The 18819-nt window shown below is 38.7% G+C and carries 15 protein-coding genes and 1 tRNA gene; 10 read left to right on the plus strand and 6 right to left on the minus strand.

Going from position 1 to position 18819, the window contains the following annotated elements; translation table 11 throughout:
- Positions 1-183 precede the first annotated feature (183 nt).
- Positions 184-1662: a DUF1501 domain-containing protein gene (locus tag WAE64_RS17590; RefSeq protein WP_340238832.1), complete on the minus strand. Its 1479-nt coding sequence runs from the start codon at positions 1660-1662 to the stop codon at positions 184-186.
- 131 nt (positions 1663-1793) lie between these two features.
- Here WAE64_RS17590 and tgt point away from each other — a divergent pair, with 131 nt between their 5' ends.
- From tgt to WAE64_RS17605, 3 genes are all read left to right on the plus strand, one after another.
- Positions 1794-2924, plus strand: a complete 1131-nt coding sequence (gene tgt / locus WAE64_RS17595) for a tRNA guanosine(34) transglycosylase Tgt (protein ID WP_340238881.1) — start codon at positions 1794-1796, stop codon at positions 2922-2924.
- 170 nt (positions 2925-3094) lie between these two features.
- Positions 3095-3343, plus strand: coding sequence for a NifU family protein (locus WAE64_RS17600; RefSeq protein WP_340238833.1), 249 nt, complete (start codon positions 3095-3097; stop codon positions 3341-3343).
- Between the two features lie 130 nt (positions 3344-3473).
- Complete coding sequence (locus WAE64_RS17605) at positions 3474-5243, plus strand: D-alanine--D-alanine ligase family protein (RefSeq protein WP_340238834.1); 1770 nt, start codon at positions 3474-3476, stop codon at positions 5241-5243.
- A 484-nt stretch (positions 5244-5727) separates the two neighbouring features.
- Here WAE64_RS17605 and WAE64_RS17610 read toward each other — a convergent pair whose 3' ends face one another.
- Entirely contained in the window at positions 5728-6102 is a 375-nt protein-coding gene (locus tag WAE64_RS17610) for a VOC family protein (RefSeq protein ID WP_340238835.1), read from the minus strand.
- 116 nt (positions 6103-6218) lie between these two features.
- Between WAE64_RS17610 and WAE64_RS17615 the strand changes: the two genes are divergently transcribed.
- Together WAE64_RS17615 and WAE64_RS17620 are read left to right on the plus strand one after the other, a co-directional pair.
- Positions 6219-8000, plus strand: a complete 1782-nt coding sequence (locus WAE64_RS17615; RefSeq protein ID WP_340238836.1) for a DNA polymerase III subunit gamma/tau — start codon at positions 6219-6221, stop codon at positions 7998-8000.
- 17 nt (positions 8001-8017) lie between these two features.
- A complete protein-coding gene (locus WAE64_RS17620) occupies positions 8018-8155 on the plus strand; it encodes a hypothetical protein (protein ID WP_340238840.1) in 138 nt (45 codons plus the stop codon).
- On the opposite strand, the gene WAE64_RS17625 is transcribed toward WAE64_RS17620, so the two are convergent.
- From WAE64_RS17625 to WAE64_RS17640, 4 genes are all read right to left on the minus strand, one after another.
- On the minus strand, positions 8142-9656 hold the full coding sequence (locus WAE64_RS17625) for a tetratricopeptide repeat protein (protein WP_340238842.1): 1515 nt from the start codon (positions 9654-9656) through the stop codon (positions 8142-8144). The two genes, WAE64_RS17620 and WAE64_RS17625, sit on opposite strands and share 14 nt — an antisense overlap.
- 77 nt (positions 9657-9733) lie before the next feature.
- Positions 9734-10474, minus strand: a complete 741-nt coding sequence (locus WAE64_RS17630; RefSeq protein ID WP_340238844.1) for a zinc ribbon domain-containing protein — start codon at positions 10472-10474, stop codon at positions 9734-9736.
- A gap of 104 nt (positions 10475-10578) precedes the next feature.
- Positions 10579-11679 carry a Nif3-like dinuclear metal center hexameric protein gene (locus WAE64_RS17635; RefSeq protein ID WP_340238846.1) on the minus strand — a complete coding sequence of 367 codons (1101 nt, stop codon included), beginning with the start codon at positions 11677-11679 and terminating at the stop codon, positions 10579-10581.
- Positions 11676-12962, minus strand: a complete 1287-nt coding sequence (locus tag WAE64_RS17640; protein WP_340238848.1) for a M20/M25/M40 family metallo-hydrolase — start codon at positions 12960-12962, stop codon at positions 11676-11678. Before WAE64_RS17640 ends, WAE64_RS17635 begins: the two co-directional genes overlap by 4 nt.
- 479 nt (positions 12963-13441) lie before the next feature.
- Here WAE64_RS17640 and WAE64_RS17645 point away from each other — a divergent pair.
- From WAE64_RS17645 to WAE64_RS17665, 5 genes are all read left to right on the plus strand, one after another.
- A tRNA-Asp gene (locus WAE64_RS17645) sits at positions 13442-13515 on the plus strand.
- A gap of 397 nt (positions 13516-13912) precedes the next feature.
- Positions 13913-15424, plus strand: coding sequence for an acyl-CoA dehydrogenase family protein (locus tag WAE64_RS17650; protein WP_340238850.1), 1512 nt, complete (start codon positions 13913-13915; stop codon positions 15422-15424).
- 81 nt (positions 15425-15505) lie between these two features.
- Positions 15506-16603 (plus strand): calcium:cation antiporter, encoded by a 1098-nt coding sequence (locus WAE64_RS17655; protein WP_340238851.1) that lies wholly within the window; start codon positions 15506-15508, stop codon positions 16601-16603.
- 582 nt (positions 16604-17185) lie between these two features.
- Positions 17186-17602: a response regulator gene (locus tag WAE64_RS17660; RefSeq protein WP_340238852.1), complete on the plus strand. Its 417-nt coding sequence runs from the start codon at positions 17186-17188 to the stop codon at positions 17600-17602.
- Between the two features lie 534 nt (positions 17603-18136).
- On the plus strand, positions 18137-18517 hold the full coding sequence (locus WAE64_RS17665; protein ID WP_340238854.1) for a hypothetical protein: 381 nt from the start codon (positions 18137-18139) through the stop codon (positions 18515-18517).
- Positions 18518-18819 lie beyond the last annotated feature (302 nt).

Here is an 18819-nt window from a genome sequence, read left to right on the forward strand (position 1 = left end):
CTGATAACAGGGATTTTACCTATTGGGCGAAATAGAGTTTAAAGTTTTACTATATCGTCTTTGCGGGATATTTCTTAATTCCATCGGAGACTAGTCATATCTTGGGAAAATTGACTAGAGCCTCAAATCATATGTCAATTAATATTATAAACTATTTTTTACCAACACTTTATAATTAAACAATTAAGCTAATATAGGCCTTATCACTTTTCCGGCCACATCAGTCAATCTGAATGGGCGGCCTTGGAAGAAATATGTCAGCTTTTCATGATCAAAGCCTAATAAATGAAGAATAGTTGCCTGCAAATCATGCACGTGTGTACGGTCTTTTACGCCATAATAGCCCAGTGGGTCGGTTTCGCCAAAACTCATGCCTTTTTTCAAGCCTCCGCCAGCCATAAACACCGTAAAGGCATCCAGATGGTGGTCACGACCTTTAAATGGTAGAGTTTGCCCGTCACGGTTTTCCTGCATTGGTGTTCTGCCAAATTCTCCGCCCCATACTACAAGGGTTTCGTCGAGCAATCCACGCATTTTCAGGTCTTTCAATAAGCCTGTTACGGCACGGTCGGTTATATTACAAAGTTCCTTAAAACCACCATCAAGAGACAAACGCTGGTCAGTTCCATGCGAATCCCAACCCCAATGATACAATTGTACGAAACGCACGCCGTTTTCCACTAATCGTCTGGCTAAAAGGCAGTTATTGGCAAAAGAAGCATCGCCTACCTCGGCGCCGTACATATTACGTACCCACTCAGGTTCTTTACTAATATCCATCACCTCAGGCACCGACATCTGCATTCTGAACGCCATTTCGTATTGCGAAATACGTGTTAATATCTCAGGGTCTTGTACTTCGTCGTATTGCTGGCGGTTAATCTCATTAATGGCCTCAATGGTTTGTCGGCGTATATCACGGCTCATACCATGTGGGTCTGATACATAAAGTACGGGGTCTGCACCTGTGCGGCATTGCACCCCTTGGTATATCGATGGCAGAAAACCATTCCCCCATACACTTTTACCTGCATCGGGGCTACGGCCGCCTGATGCTAAAACTATAAAGCCCGGCAGATTCTGATTTTCGGTTCCTAAACCATACATCGCCCATGAACCCAGGCTTGGCCGCCCTAAGCGTGGGCTACCTGTTTGCATCAGCAATTGGGCAGGTGCATGGTTAAACTGGTCGGTGTACATAGCCTTTATAAAGGTCAGTTCATCGGCTACTTCTGGCAGGTAGGGCATAAAGTCAGAAATGTAGTTCCCTGACTGCCCGTGTTGCTTAAATTGCGCCAATGGCCCCAGCATTTTAGGCACACCTCTGATAAACGCAAACTTTTTGCCTTCCAGAAATTCCTGCGGACAGTCTACGCCATCATATTTTTGCAATTCAGGTTTATAATCAAATAACTCTAGCTGCGAAGGCGCACCCGCCATGTGTATATAAATAACCCTTTTAACCTTTGGCGCAAAATGTGGCGTTTTAGGCAAAGTTGGGTCTGTCATTGCTTGGTTTTCACCTGATTTTTTTGGAAAACAGCCACTCATCAGCGAGCTTAAGGCGGCTACTCCTAAACCGGTAGTACAAGTATTTAAGAAATGCCGGCGTGTCTGACGCAGATTTTCGGCATGAAGAAACTCTTTTATTAATTTTTCCATTGGGGCTTGAATAGAATCAAGACAAATATACTAATCAATCTTTGATTGTATTAAATAAATGCCTGAAAATCTGGCATATTACCTAGTTAAAACTGATGGCTTTTCAGCTGAATCTTTCGTATTTTTGCAACATGAAATATGAATTACAAAAAACTGATAGCGGTTCGAAGGCAAGAGCCGGGAAACTAACGACCGACCACGGCGAAATACTTACGCCTATTTTTATGCCTGTGGGTACGGCCGGAACCGTAAAAGCTGTACATCAAAGAGAATTAAAAAACGATATTCAGGCACAGATAATTCTGGGTAATACATACCATTTATACCTACGCCCAGGCTTAGATATTCTGCAAGGTGCTGGCGGTCTACATAAATTTAATGGCTGGGATAAACCTATCCTGACCGACTCGGGCGGCTATCAGGTATTTTCATTGAAAGATATACGCAAGATTTCGGAAGAAGGTGTAAAGTTCCAGTCACATATTGATGGCTCACGACACCTTTTTACGCCCGAAAATGTAATGGATATTCAGCGAGTAATTGGTGCTGATATTATTATGGCATTTGATGAGTGCGCTCCCTATCCTTGTGATTATAGCTATGCAAAAAAATCGATGGAAATGACGCACCGCTGGCTCAAACGTTGCTGCGACCGCTTTGATGCCACCGAAGGGCTTTATGGCTATACGCAAAGCCTTTTCCCGATTGTGCAAGGTAGTGTTTATAAGGATTTACGCATTCAATCGGCCGAATTTATTGCCGAACAAAACCGTGAAGGCAACGCCATTGGTGGATTGGCAGTAGGCGAACCTGCCGACAAAATGTACGAGACTATCGACTACGTAAATGATATTCTGCCACAAGACAAGCCCCGCTACCTGATGGGAGTAGGCACACCCGAGAACATTCTTGAAAGCATTGCGCTCGGCATTGATATGTTCGACTGTGTGATGCCAACCCGCAATGCCCGTAATGGAATGTTGTTTACCACACAAGGTATAATTAACATAAGAAACGAAAAGTGGAAAGATGATTATAGCCCGATTGACGAAACGCTTGGTGGATACACCAGTACATTTTACAGCAAAGCCTATTTGCGCCATTTAGTGAAGTGCGACGAAATTCTGGCGGCTCAGATAGCCAGTGTGCATAATCTTACTTTTTATCTATGGCTGGTAGGTCAAGCTCGTGAGCATATTCTGGCCGGAGATTTTACCGAATGGAAAAAAGTAATGGTTAAGAAAGTAATGGAGCGATTGTAAATAACTTATTTTAGTCTGGACAGACGCAATTAGAAATATTTTTCCTTTTCTAACACTTAGAGCTTTGTTTTCCGAAAAATAATGTCAGACAAGTTCATAGAAGAATTTTGAACTTTTTCAATATTTTTTTACTTTTGTAGATAGACACAATCCTCCGAAATGGCTGGTATATGGAAAATTTAATAGAGAGAGTTGAAACTGCCCTGAATTCTGTAAGACCTTACTTGCAAACAGATGGCGGAAACGTAAAAGTAATTGAAATTACTGACGATTATACTGTAAGACTAGAGTTACTAGGTGCTTGTGGTTCATGCCCTATGTCTTCAATGACCTTCAAAGCTGGGCTAGAAGAAGCCATTTTAAAGGCTGTACCTGAAATCCGTAAAGTAGAAGCTTTGAATCTGACACCTGCGTTTTAATGAACGCATCTGATAGACCGATTGCTAAAAATATGTAGCCACTTGTGTTTGCAAGTGGCTTTTTTATTATCTTGCAAACAATTTAATTTTCGCATACTACGCACCAACGTTATCAGCTTTAGGTTAAATAATGGCAAATAAAATTAGAGTCGGGGTTTTCTTTGGCGGTCAAGCCAGAGAAAGAGAAATATCGTATTTAGGGGGGAAAACGGCCTTCGAACACATTGACAAGGCATTATTTGAACCTGTGCCGATATTTGTAGATAGTTTAGGGCATTTTATTCAAATAAATCCTGAACTACTCTATGAAGAGTCTATCCGTGATTTTTTTCCATCAAAAAACCTCAATCGTGGGTTTAGGGTCTACATCGAATCACTCGGCGAACTCAACGAAACTCAGCTCTATAAACTTATTTATAAAGTAGGGAAACAAATTCAACCAACCGATTTTCCTCAAATAATGGATTTTGCATTTACTATCATGCACGGCCCACAGGCCGAAGACGGTAGTATGCAAGGCTTGCTCGAGTGGTATGGTATTCCATACATGGGGCCTGGCCTAATGGGCTCGGCAGTAGGAATTAACAAACCTATGCAAAACAAACTGATTTCGCTTGTAACAGGCCAGAAGAAAAAATCAGTTACTTTTACCCGCGAAGAATGGGCTGTTGCCGACCGCTCAAAATTATTTACCGACCTGATCAACAATATTGGCTTCCCGTTTGTAGTAAAAGCACCACATCAGGGTTCTTCTATCGGTGTAGCCATTGTCAGAAAAAGGAGCCTTGAAGAGTTTACAAGAGCCATTAACCAATGCTTTTTTGAAGTCACTTTCAAGAAAAGTGAATGGGAAAAAATGACCGACCGCCAGAAACGCCACATGATGGAAAAAACAACAAATCTGGATGAGGGCATTGGTTTTCCGGTAATGGTAAATGGTAAAATACTGGCGCACCCTGCCGACCTTATGGAAGAGCTTGACGCCGTTTTGTTCACGTCTGAAACCGTAACCGTGGTTTCGGCACACGCAGAAGACTACGTGATGATTGAAGAGTTTGTGGTAGGGCAGGAGTTTTCGTGTGGGGTTATTCAGCAAGATGATGGCAAAGCAATTGCTTTACCGCCTACTGAAATTTATGGTGAGATTCAGACCTTCGACTTCAAATCGAAATATAAATCGAATGTTACTAAAAAACGGATTCCGGTTGATACCAGCCTTGAGAATCTGCATAAAATACACGAAAGCCTTTTGAAGACTTTCAATACCCTTGGTTTTTGTGTAGTAACACGCATTGATGGCTTCCTGACACCAGATAGCCGTGTGCTATTGCACGACCCGAACACTATTCCGGGTATGTCGCCATCTTCATTGATATTCAAACAAATGGCTGAAATCGGGCTTACGGTTACGCAATCTATCACTTATTTTATTCGTCAATCAATCCGTGAGCGAATCAGAAGCGGTAAAAATACCGTCAATTTCCGCCAGTTATTAGAAAGACTTGATGAAATGATTGCCGAGCGAGTAAATACTCCTCGAAAAAAAGTAGCTGTTGTATTTGGTGAGTCTGACGAGCAATATAAAATAGCCCAAAAGAAAATGGGTGAGTTTTCGTCGTCGCCTATATATGAGCCTGTTCCTGTATGCGCTGCCCGCAACGGGCAAATGTATAAGATTCCGGTAAACCTGATGTTCAAGGCCGATATTCAGGACTTTGGGCAATCAATAGGCAAACCAAAGCATCCGTTCATTATTGAGATTCTGGAAAAAGCCAAAAGCATCACTAAAAAATATGCTGGCGGATTTGATACGCAAATGAAAAAACTTTCGGAAGCCGAACTAGCCGAGAACATGCAGTTTATCTTCCAGTGTGATTCTGAAACCTTGGTTGAGTTGTAAAATTTATGAAATTTCATATTTTAAAGGGCTGTTTTGTAATGAAACAGCCCTTTTTTAACAATTATACCTTACAATAATATCGCCTAAAATATTAGCACTAAAATTAGGCTAAGGTTAAGTAATAGTTCTACGAGTAAATTTTTGGTAGGTGTGCTATGGTATATGTCAATTTCGGCATTATAGGAGTTACTTTGTCTATAAGTGCCGATAAGTGTGTAGGTCGGATTTGATGCAGTTTCAGGATAAATTAATTTCAAAACATAACCTAATTGTTGATTGTGAGTAATATTTAGAGTATGTTTAAAATTTATGATTCGACCTACAAAGCAATCTTTTTTAACTATACTGCGTTGCATTTTTTCGATGTAGCTGCTGGCTACATCTGCAAAATGTCGCCTTGTCTAGCCAAAAAATATTTGCTTTTTGGTCAGAATAACAAAATTTAAACATACTCTTAGTTATATATAACAAACAAATTCTTATTCTACATCTCACACAACTCAATATAATGCCCATCAGGGTCTGTCAGGAATAATTGTTTGATACCATCAGGGCGTAGTTTGATGGGCATATATGCTATACCTAATGATTGCAGGTGTTTTTCGGCTTGCAGAATATCTGACACTTCCAATGCAAAATGATTCCCTCTGATACCCGTTGATGCACCATTTTCTTCTCTGCCAATCAAATGCAATTCACGGTTAGCACCTAGGCTGAACCATTTTACAGGATAATCAAATGCGGGAATGGCAATTTCTTCTAAATCAAGTGCTTTGGCATAAAATTCGGCACTTCTTTCTACATCACTTACTTGCAATGCCACATGGTTGAAGGCCTTGATAGATAGCTTATTAAGCATAATACAGTAAATAATTGGCTAATTAACAATAAAAAGATAACACTGCAAAGCTAAATAAATAGTCGGAATCAGGCTATCATTTTTGGTCTCGCTTACGTTTTTTTGTAACTTGCAGCATGGAAAAATTTGTAGTTTCGGCACGTAAGTATCGTCCTATTACTTTTGATGCAGTAGTTGGGCAGTCTCATATCACAACCACCTTGCAAAATGCTATCAGAACCAATCACTTGGCGCAGGCGTTTTTGTTTTGTGGCCCTCGTGGTGTAGGAAAAACAACCTGTGCCCGAATTTTAGCCAAAACTATCAACTGTCAGAACCTTACCGAAGACATTTCGCCTTGTAATGAGTGCGAATCTTGTAAGAGTTTTAATAATAACGCATCATTCAATATTCATGAGCTTGATGCGGCATCAAACAACTCGGTAGAAGATATCCGAAACCTGACCGACCAGGTGAGGTTTCCTCCACAATACGGTAAATACAAAGTATATATCATAGATGAGGTTCATATGCTTTCGCAGGCGGCTTTTAATGCCTTTCTGAAAACGCTTGAAGAACCCCCAAGTTATGCTATTTTTATTCTGGCTACCACCGAGAAACACAAAATTCTGCCTACAATTCTGAGCCGTTGCCAGATTTTTGATTTCAACCGTATTCAGATAAAAGACATGGCCGATCATCTGGCCAATGTAGCGAGTAAAGAGGGTATTTCTGCCGATTATCAGGCACTTGAGCTGATAGCTCAAAAAGCTGATGGTGGTTTGCGTGATGCCTTATCGATGTTTGACCTGAACGTAACTTTTGCGGCAGGCAACGAAATGACTTATAAGTCGGTACTGGATAATCTGCATATTCTGGATTACGATTATTATTTCAGAATGACGGATTTTCTGTATAGTGGCAATATTTCGGGGGCTTTGTTGCTTTATAACGAAGTGTTGGAAAAAGGTTTTGATAGCCACCAGTTTGTGGTAGGTCTAAACGAGCATTTCAGAAACCTGATGGTGAGTAAAGACCAGCAAACCGTAAAGTTGTTACAAGTAGCGGAGTCTACACAGAGGCGTTATCTTGAGCAATCAGGTAAACTCCCTCTAGGATATATTCTTTCGTCGCTAAGTGTTGGTAGCCATCTGGATATTAATTATAAATCGGCCAAAAATCAGCGTTTACATGTTGAAATAGGTTTGATGAAGCTATCGCAGATTCAGAATGTATTAAATCTAAGTGAGTTGTCGGCTAACACGACAGACGAAAAAAAAAATGGTAATGTAGTCCCGGTTTCTACGCCACCAAACCCACAACCTGTGGTGCAAAATACTGTCAGCCAACCTGTTAGTGTTACGCCAACGGTTACTCATACACCACCGTCGCTTCCGGCTACCAGCCCACAGGTAAAAAGCCAGCCGCCTGTTGTTATACCACCAAGGCCCAACTTTACGCCATCGAAGTTTAAATCTACAAATGTCGACCTCGATATACCTTCATCGGTCGGGCAGCAAGCCAATCAGGCTAACGAACCAGCCGTAGCTAATATAAATGTAAATAAGAGTTTTACGCCTGAACAATTGCAAAGAGAACTACACCGTTTTGCTGACTCACGCAATAATGCTACCATAGCCGTAATGCTAAAACGTGAGTTTGGTTTAGAAGGAGGTTTATTAAAATTAAGGCTAGATAATCAGGTGCAAATGGATTTGCTGACCCAAATGAAGCAGGATTTGGCTGTGTATCTGCGTCAGCAATTACAAAATAATACGATTCAGATTGCCGCCGAAATTGTTGAAACACAAGTAGAACGCCGCCCATATACTGCACAGGAAAAATTTGAGTACCTGGCCAACAAAAACCCGGCTCTATGGGATTTGAAAGAGAAACTGGGGATGGATTTGGTGTTTTAAAGTAAAACGTTCAAGAAATGAGGACCAAGAAACGCAAAATAAAAACCTACAGAAATGTAGAAAATGCTTTAGATGCTAAGCATGAAGCAGCAAGAAAGTTTATACAATCAATAGATAAGTCTAAATTAAAAGAATTATTGACTAAAAACCCATAACAGTTAAAGCTGCTCGGGCTTTGTTGTCGATTGAGGTTTTGTATTCGTGACGTTTGTATGCCAAAGCTTTCTCAAAATAGCTTCGGGCTTTGGTTTTCTGATTTTTCTCCTGATAAATATAGCCTAATTGCAAGGCTGAACTTGCCCCAAAATGCCATTGTGCCTCTTTGTATTTGTCACTAAGTGCAATTGCTCTATCGTAGTATGCAATGGCTTTATCGGGTTGCGCTGTTTTCTGATACACCCTTGCCAAACGGTAGTTGAAATCTGCTTTATCTTTAGGTTGGCTAAAGTTGTTTTCTGATAAATTTTCGGCTTCATCGAAAGCTTTTTCATAATAGCCTGCATCAAATGCCAAACGAATACGAACAAGCGATTTATGTGGAAGTGTATTAGTTTTGGCGTAGTTCTCATAAAATTTCTGAGCGGCCTTGTCTGACTCTGCAACTGTACTGCCAACTGTCGGAATTTTCTGGATATACGCTATGCCTTTCTTCTCGTCGCCTCCGAGCCAGGTACATAAAAACAGTTTGTAATAAGTATCTTTTAAAAAAGTTTTCCCCTTAAAATTTCTTATATAACTCTGATATGCTACAGCAGCTTGCGGATAATGACCTTGAAAAAGGTTTATTTCTCCCTTATACAATTCAAACACCGGACAGTAGAGATAAGAGGCATCGTAAGGGCTTTTACGTATTAAAGAAGCGGCTTGCTCAGTACGGCCACCTTTTAGAGAGATTGCAGTGGCCAGAAAATTAAGATTGAGGTTATCGTCATGTGCTTTTACTGCCTGAAGCAGTGCTTCGTTTACGGTATCATTGTAAGGTAGAATATATGCTTGAATAAAAAACTCGCAGAAACTGGCTTCTAAGCCCCAGATTCTGTCGTGCGAAGCTAACTCAAGCTCTTTTAAACCTTGCTGAATGTTTCCTTTTAGCCCCAGAATACCCGTAACCCATTTCTGATTTTCAGGAATAGACCCTACCAATACGTGCAAGCAGCCCAAGGATTTAAGATTGGGTACAAACTTTGGGAATAGTTTCTGGTTTTCTTCTAGCAGACGATATGCTTGTATAATGCTCCAGGCGGCTTTTACTTCGTGCCCAAAGCGTATTTTTAGTAGCGCCCAATGGATTTTAAGTTCGGCTCGTAAAAATCGGTTGTAAGGCGATTTTTTATCGGTACTTTCTATAATCGTTAGCCGCTCATCTTCTTTACCTGCGAGTTTATCGTAGGCGGTTTGGTCTTCTGAGTTGAGTAATTCTACCATGTCGGCATAATTCTCGACATAGACCCTGAATGCATTCTTTGGGTTCTCTCTGGCAATTAACTCACGGCCTGCCTGTAACCTTAGCTTAAATATTTCGGCATAGGCTTTTTGCAGATTAGGGGTAAAGTCGGCATCGGAAGCAATAGCGGGTACTGTGAATATAAACCATAGAGGTACCCCAATAAACGAGCACAAAAAGAATTTAGCGATATGTAGATTTTTGAATACCAAAATTGACTTGATAGAAAAAATAAAAAAGCCAAATCTTCGATGATTGAAAATTTGGCTTTTTAGTACGAAAAGAACGATTATTTTCTGCTGATTTCGATTGCGTCAACATCGGCAAGGATACGGCCACAGTGTTCGCAAACAATAATTTTCTTTTTGTCTTTAATATCTGCCTGACGTTGCGGAGGAACGATATTGAAACAACCACCACAAGCACCACGTTTTACCATTACAACAGCCAAGCCATTACCGGCATTGTCACGGATACGGTTATAAGCGTTAATCAAGCGTTCTTCAACGTTAGTAGCAGCCTTATCACGGCTAACAATTAGATTTTTCTCTTCTTCCTGGCTTTCTGACACCAATACATCTAATTCTTTACGTTTTACCTCAAGGTCTTTTTTGCGGCTATTCATTGCCGACTCTACTTCTGCAATTTCAGTATTTTTGTTTCTGATTTTAAAATCAGCTTCTTTTATACGTTTGTCAGCCAACTGAATTTCAAGTTCTTGTAATTCCAACTCTTTCGAAATCGCATCGTATTCACGATTGTTACGAACATTCATTTGTTGGTCTTTGTACTTCTGAATCAATTTTTCGGCGTCTTTTTTGTTCAAACGATAGCCGTTGCTTTCAGCGTCTAAAGCATCTACTTCTTTTTTAAATTTTGAAATACGCGTTTCAAAGCCAACCACCTCATCTTCTAAGTCACGTACTTCGTCTGGCAAATCACCACGTAGCTTTTTAATTTCGTCTAATTCAGAATCAATCGATTGAAGATTAAGAAGAGCTTCTAATTTTTGTGCAACTGTTAATTCCATAAATATATTGAACCGCTACGGCGGAGCGTCTTGATTTTAAAGCTTTAAATTTTGATAAAAGAGACGAATGAACTACAAGCCATTTTGCCTCGAATACGCAATGTTTAATAATAATATTTTACCGGATTTGTAGGAGTTTCCGACAAATGGACTGCAAAGTTAGTGAATTTTTTGCAAATATAATCTTTCAATAATTCTTTTGTAAATTGCTCACTTTCATAATGGCCTATATCTGCAATGATGATGCGGTTTTCGGCATCAAAAAACTCATGATACTTGTAATCGGCCGTGATGAATATGTCGGCGCCTGCTCTTATGGCATCGCTTAGCATGAAGCTTCCCGCTCCACCACATACGGCTACTTTTCTGATGGGTTTATTCAACAAGCTTGTATGTCGAATAACCGAAACTTTCATGTTTTGTTTTAAATAAGCTAAAAAATCTGTTTCGGCCATTTCCTGCGGTAAAAAACCTACCGCTCCTGAGCCCACTTCCTGGTTTTCGTTACTAAGTGAGGTCAGGTAATAAGCCACTTCTTCGTACACATGGCCTTTACGCATGGCAGCTAGTATCTGGTTTTTAAGATAAGCAGGAAAAATAACCTCTACACGGTTTTCTTCTACTTCTTCCATTGGCCCGCTTGTTTGCCCGATAGTAGGATTTGCCTGTGCATTGGGCTTAAATGTGCCTTTGCCTTCTACCCTGAAACTGCACTGGCTATAATTGCCGATTTCGCCCGCTCCGGCTGCATACAATGCATCAAGGAGTTGCCCTGTATTGTCTATTGGAACAAATACGACCAACTTCATAAGCAAGTCTGCTTTTGGAGCTAATATTTGTACCTGTTGTAAACCTAGTAACTGAGCAATTTTGAAACTTACTCCGTTCACCACGTTATCGAGGTTAGTATGTGTCGCATAAATGGCAATATCGTTTTTTATGGCTTTAATAATGGTACGCTCTACATAATTTTTACCTGTAAACTTTTTTATGCCCTTAAATACAATCGGGTGATGCGCCACTATGATATTACAACCCCTTTGGATGGCTTCTTCTACTACGTCTTCTGTCGAATCGAGGCTTACCAGTACACCTGTGATGATTTCGTTTGGATTGCCTACTATTAAACCTGCATTATCGTATGATTCCTGATAAGACAAAGGTGCTAGTTTTTCAAGATACGCTGTTAAATCTTTTATTCTCATTGTGTAAGTCGATAAATTAATAAAGCTGTGCGTTGTGTAAGTGCCGGAAATTCTTTCAGATTAATGGTTTCGCCGGGTGCATGTGCGCCTTTTCCCGAAGCCCCAAGGCCATCAAGACAAGGCACATATTGTGCAATATAAGAAATATCGCCTGCCCCACGTGAGCCTGGGTCACCTGCTTTTACTTCTCCCATATTCAAATCTAAACTTACCTGATTAAGAACTTTTAGTAAATCGGTATTTGCTTGTGTGGGTTCCATCGCAGGTATTCCGTCAGAAAACTTGATTTCTGCATTGGTACCATTCAGGTGTTTGCTCACAATATCACGCATGTGGGTTCTGGCGTTTTCTTTTTGTGCTTCGCTAATAAAACGTAAATCTCCGCTTACGATTACTTTTTGCGCAACAATATTTGTTTTTCCTACGGCTTCGCCTTTGGCAGAAGCAGGGTCATAATTCACTTCTGTTCCACCCGAAATCACGCCCGGATTAAACGTAAGGTATTTTTCCTGGCTAAGTGCTTCTCTGAACTCATCTAATATACGGGCTGCTTCATAGATAGCACCATAGCCCATATTCTGGCTGAAAATGCCTGATGAGTGGCCTGTTTTTCCGCTCGTAACCAATTCCCAGCCACTTGCGCCCCGGCGGGCTGTAGCGGCAATATTAAAGCTCATGGCGTTTTCGTAAGCAAGGGCAATATCTGACTGTTTAGCTCTGTCGATAAAATCTTTACGGCTGACGCTGGTAGGTTTGCCTGAACTCTCTTCGTCGCCGGTGAAATAGATTGTAATAGATGTGTCGTCAAGGAGTTTTTGCGCATGCAGGGCTTGCAAAGCGGCAATAATCATTACATCGCCCCCTTTCATGTCGTTCACGCCTTGTCCTGTAGCTGTAGTATCGTTCAGACGGGTGAAAGGAGTAAAAGGCATAGACCTTTCGAAGACGGTATCAAGGTGCCCAATTAGAAAGAGTTTTTTTCCTTTCTTGCCTTTGCGATATGCCACTAAGTGTCCGGCTCTGTTTAGGGAGTCGGGTAGGGGTATCCATTCGGTAGTGAAGCCCATAGCTTCAAATTCTTTACGAAATACCTGACCAACCTGTTTTACTCCTTCAAGGTTTAATGTCCCACTGTTAATATTCACTACTTGCTCTAGTAATTGTTCGGTCTGTTTAACATTGCTTTTGATATGCTCAACGATTTTCTTTTCGACCGGACTGATTTTTTGTGCATACGAACTGGCACCGAAAAGTAAGAATAAGAACAAATAAATTTTTTTCATGCTGATGATTTTATGATAATGCTCTTTTTGGTATTCAGGTTATATATTTTTGTTTGCTAATGATTAATAGTCAGAATACTTGCAGGAATAGGCAAAGCGTTAGCTAAGATAGACTGACAATTTACATTGTCCGAACGATTTGGTCAACAAGATAAGCGATTTTCTTTGGCTATGCATTGAAATAAAAAACTTCATCAGATTTTTTAGGGTAATTACTATTATAAAAATGCTTTTTTGCTGCTAATGATTTCAGAAACGAATACTTGTTGATTTTTTTTTCAATTATTTAAATTTTTTTTTCGGTCGTAACTAGTTGAGTATGAAATGTTTGCTTTGTGGATGTTGATATTGGAATAAAATTTTTTCATTTTTTTTTGCTTAGGGTATTGACAAGTGTCTAAAATGTCCCTACCTTTGCAGTCCCAAACAACGAGAGAGAAACAGAAAAGAAACAAAAATCTACAATGTTTAGGAAATACGGTTCGGTAGTTCAGTTGGTTAGAATACCTGCCTGTCACGCAGGGGGTCGCGGGTTCGAGCCCCGTCCGGACCGCAATTAATTTAAAGCGCTGATAATCAGCGCTTTTTGTTTTATAGTGATGTGAGTGATCGAACCCTTTCTAAGAGTCAAACCTCGGATCAATCCTTAAAATTAGTAGGAAGGAGAAAAAATTTAACTAAAATATTCTTCATCAAAATCAGTGACTATAAGCTAGGATTTATTGTCTTGCAATAAAGGATAGATAGCTATAAAAAGTTTAGTTTTATATGTCGGATAATTTGTTTCCCCGTAATTGCTAAAAACATCAGGGTTTAATACACAATTTTATAAGGATTTTTTCGTTATTAGAGTGAATAGGCCGATTTAGACTATTCAGTACTTTTTTCAATTACTTCTCTTTTTTATTGTTGTATAGACGGCATGCAGCACTTTACCTCAAGTTCTCAGCATGAATCAATTTGCCTTGTGCCTGCCGGAAGTTTTATTCTCTGATTTCCTAAGCCGTTTTAAAACTTCACTTTCTTCTCTTTTCAGAAAAGAAAATATCGACCAATTAAGTCTTACTAGAGGGTTGCCTCCTCATGTATGGAAAGAAATTATGAATCTTAAACCCTTATCGGTGTCTATTCCAAAAATGTTTGGCGGCAGAGGTACAGATGTGAAAGAATGTTTAGGTATTTTATCGGCCGCTTCATATGAATCGCTTTCATTGTCTTTGATATTCGGTATTAATATAGCCTTATTTTTAGAACCATTGGCTAAATATGGGAATGAGTTGGTAAAGTCGGATATTTTTAAGCACTTTCTGGACAAAGGTGCTATGGGCGGCTTAATGATTACTGAGCCGGATTTTGGTAGTGATGCACTGAACATGAAAACCAGGAATGAATTACATGATGATACCTATCACATTAGCGGTACCAAGCATTGGCAGGGACTTACCGGCATGGCCGATTATTGGTTAGTTACTTCAAGAAGTATGACCCTAAATGGAAATTTAGCTAGAGACGTGGATTTCTTTATTGCCAATACCCACCTTCAGGAACAGAATATAGAAGTGATGGAGTATTATGATAATGCAGGATTGGATATGATTCCATACGGATTGAATAAAATCGATATTGAAGTTCCCTTACGAAATAAATTGATTCCTGAAACTACCGGTCTGAAAATGATGCTTGATACGCTTCATCGAAGCAGGCTACAGTTTCCGGGCATGGGCATGGGATTCCTGAAACGTATGATGGACGATGCCATGAAATATTGTAAAGAAAGAACAGTAGGGAATAGTAATCTCTTTGCTTTAGATCAAGTGCAGTATCAACTTTCAAAAATGCAGTCTTACTATACTCTGTGTTCGGCCATGTGTGCAAAAAGTTGTGAAATCAGCGGAATAGAAAATGATGTATCTAGTAGCGGAATCCATGCCAATAGTATGAAAGCTTTAGTAACGGATATGATGCAGGAGTCGGCGCAATTAAATGTACAACTATTCGGAGCGAAAGGTTATAGAAAGAGTCATATTGGAGGCAGAGGGATTATGGATAGCCGACCGTTCCAGATTTTTGAGGGTTCTAATGAAATGCTATATACACAAATTTCCGAGGGGATTCTGAAGGATATGAAAAGGAAAAAAACAACGCATTTAGGAAACTATCTGAGTGATAATGAAATAACTAAAAATGCAGGAAGAATTTATTCGAAAGAATTGAATTTCATTATAGACGACTCACTTTCTCAGCGGAAAATGGTTGATCTTGGGAAAATTATTGCCAGAGTCATTACTATAAATGATTTATTGACATTGAATGGCTTAGGATTTAGCCAGAATCTTACAGATAATTGCATTGAAATGGTAAAACATGAAATTGTAGTACTACTCGCTTCGATGCATCAGCACAAAAATATACAGGTCGTAGATAATATTGCAGAAAACAGCGATTGGATGGCGTTTGCATAATTATTACATAAGCTCTATTAAAGTACAAAGTTTTTCTTACTTATAAAAGAGCCGTTATTAGTATAACACACACACAATTAAATGAAGAAAAAAATTTACCTTTTGCTATGGACTATTCTGGTCCCTTCTCTGGCATGGCTGGCTTATTTTGGTAATGCTTATTTTGCAAACACTTATTATTCAGGCTTGCTGGCTTTATTTCTAATTGGAAGTGTTTTAGCGGCAGTACACCATTCTGAAGTAGTGGCTTATCGGCTTGGAGAACCATTTGGAACACTCCTGCTGGCCTTTGCGATTACAGTGATTGAAGTAGCGTTGATAATTTCTATAATGCTTGGTGCCAAAGGATTGGAAACTATTTCACTGGCAAGAGACACCATTTTTGCAGCAGTAATGATTATTCTTACCGGAATTATTGGTGGATGTATTATTATAGGGTCTTTAAAATACAGAGAACAGAGTTTTACACTTCAAGGAGTAAGCACTGCACTAATTACACTTACATCAATTATTATCTTTGTGTTAATTTTGCCCAATTATACTACAAGCCATGGTGGTGGAGAATATACACCACTTCAACTACTTTTTATTGCTGTTGTTTGTCTGGTTTTGTATATAGGATTTGCCATGGTTCAGACATTCAGACACCGTAGTTATTTTATCTCTCCGGCAAATAAACTTAAAGGCATTGAAGGGGAAGCAAGCCTTCCGGAAAAACCCTCCAAAAAGGAAATGTATATAAGCATCATATTTCTTTTACTTTGTTTGGGGATTGTGGTTTTATTAGCAAAATTGCTGTCAAAAGATGTAGAGCACATAGTTATTTGGGCAGGAGCACCAAAATCGCTTGTCGGTGTAATCATTGCCGCAATAGTGTTATTACCTGAAGGAATGGCGGCATTCCGAGCAGCTAAAATTAATCAGATACAAACTTCATTAAATCTGGCATTTGGGTCAGCATTAGCAAGTATTGGGTTAAGCATTCCGGCAATAGCTATAACCTCTGTAATAACTGACATAAGAATGATTCTGGGAATTGATGTAAAATCGACCATTCTACTCGGATTGTCCTTGTTTATTATTACTATTTCTTTGACAACCGGAAAAACAAATCTTATGCAGGGATTAGTATTAATAGCTATTTTTGTGATTTATCTTTTTACTATCGTAGCGCCATAGGAGTTTTCTCTTCAATCCTTAGAAATTTTCACCTGGTTAACATAAGCTATTTTAATTAAAGAATGTTCTGTTGAGAATATTCTGACCTTAAAGCACATGGTTTCATTTAAAAGTGTTTTTGCTTTATAAGCATTAAATAGAACCCTATTAATTATTATGTGGTTTTGAGTATTTACCCTCTTGTATTTTCCGGAAACTTTATAAATTGTTCTTCATATAAAAATTCTTTTATGATTTTTTATGCTAATTACACTGATTTTCTAACCGAGTAGTTTTCTTTTATTTATACTGAGAGTTTACAAGTTTCAGCAACACAGATATAAAGGAATGATGTAACTCTTTTCTGCAATTGTGTAATATCATACCTAAAAAATACCCTCATCTTTGTTTAGTCATATTGAATATATAAGCAATAGCACAAATAACATTTCAATGATGATTTAATAATATTTGAACACCCCCTTTTATAGAAAAGTAGTTGATAACCTCAGCTAAACTATTTCTTTAAACGCAATATCTACCCGCACACTTTCTTGATATCCCTTTCAGGCTATTGCCTGATAAGCTAAAATCTACTCCAAAATGAAAAAAACAAATAGTGTTCTATTAATAGAAGATGATGAAGATGACCAGAGCTTTTTTATCGAGGCAATTAGTGGAATACAGAATACAGTATTGTGTCATATTGCCTGTAATGGGAAAGAAGCAATTGATAAACTTAAAAACTCAATAGTACTCCCTGATATTATTTTTACCGACATCAACATGCCTTTAATGAATGGTATTGAATGTTTTTTAGAAATCGTGAAAAATCCCCGTACTAAAAATATTCCTGTAGTATTTCTTTCTACAGATACCGGACAGAAAGCACATGTATTTCAGTTGGGAGCCAAAGGTTTTATTCAAAAACCGACCGACTTTCATATTTTAAGTAAGCAACTTTCACAAATGATCGTATCTATTGCTTCAACCGAAATGGTAGGAATTAACGGTGAATAGTGATGCAGTTGTCTGTTTATACTCGTAATTTATGGAAAATACTAAAACTAATGTACTGTTATCTGATGAAAGTGCGTATCTTGATAAGTTACACAAAATTGTAAATGAATCAATTGCAGCAGAAAAAGTCATAATTCAGGGAGGCCCCTATTATTATAGATGAGCCAGAACAGACAAGAAGAAAAGGATACAATAGAATGAGAGCAGAAAACGATTACCTTTTTAATCTGAAAGCAGAAATGCAGCCTGAATCAAAAGGTAGATTTATTACTTGAAAAACAAATAAAGCCCTTATTTGGTCGCCAGGCAAAACAGTTTTTTTGTTAGAGGAAATAAAAGTAAAGTAGCATAACTCTCTATTAAAGTAAATGTGTGAATCTTGTAACACTTTTATAGAGTTATGTAATGCTTCTCTGATAAAACAACCTCACCTTTAGTACTTTATCAGTTAGATAAAAGGTGAAACTAAATTTTATGAAATCTACAGAACTAAAAAATAAAGCTGGGACCATATCCTTAATTATACTGCTTGTCTTGATTTTTTTCTCAAATATTTATGCACAAAGGACTGATTTTTTAATATCAACTGTAGTTCCGGCAGCCAGAGGCTATGTAGATATAAATCTGAATCATGAAAAAAACTATGTCATAAAAGTATATGTTTCAGACTTGACAGAAGTAAAAAGACTGGTACCTTCAAAGCATAGCTACGTAGTATGGATGATCACTGAGCAAACTATCTTAAAAAATATAGGCCAGATTAATAGTCTGACCGGTTTTTTTGTAAAAAAAATAAAAGAATCGTTAGAGATTATCTCACCTTTTAAACCTATCAAAGTATTTATCACTACCGAGTACGATTCGAGAGTCAGGTATCCAAGTGCGGACATTGTATTATCTACACAGAATATTTAGACGTATTGTCAATAATAATAAATATCGAAATGTCATGGAATTAATAAGCACAAACTTAGGAAACATCTTGCTCGGTATACTTACAGGGGTTGTGATAGCTGTCTTGGCGAGCAAATTCTTTGTTTCTGCTAAATTTGGTAAAACAGGTAAGCAGGTTCTAAACAAAAAAAAACGTCAGGATAAGTATCAGAGCTTGAGGTAGTGCTGAACAATTTGCTCCTATTTAGTAATTCATTCCCATAAAAATAAAATCGGAGGGATGAAGCAGGTAAGTTTTCATAAAATGGATATCAATTTATTAG

Origin of the sequence: Emticicia soli, assembly GCF_037860775.1 — a bacterium.
GTDB classification, from domain to species: Bacteria; Bacteroidota; Bacteroidia; order Cytophagales; family Spirosomataceae; genus Emticicia; species Emticicia soli.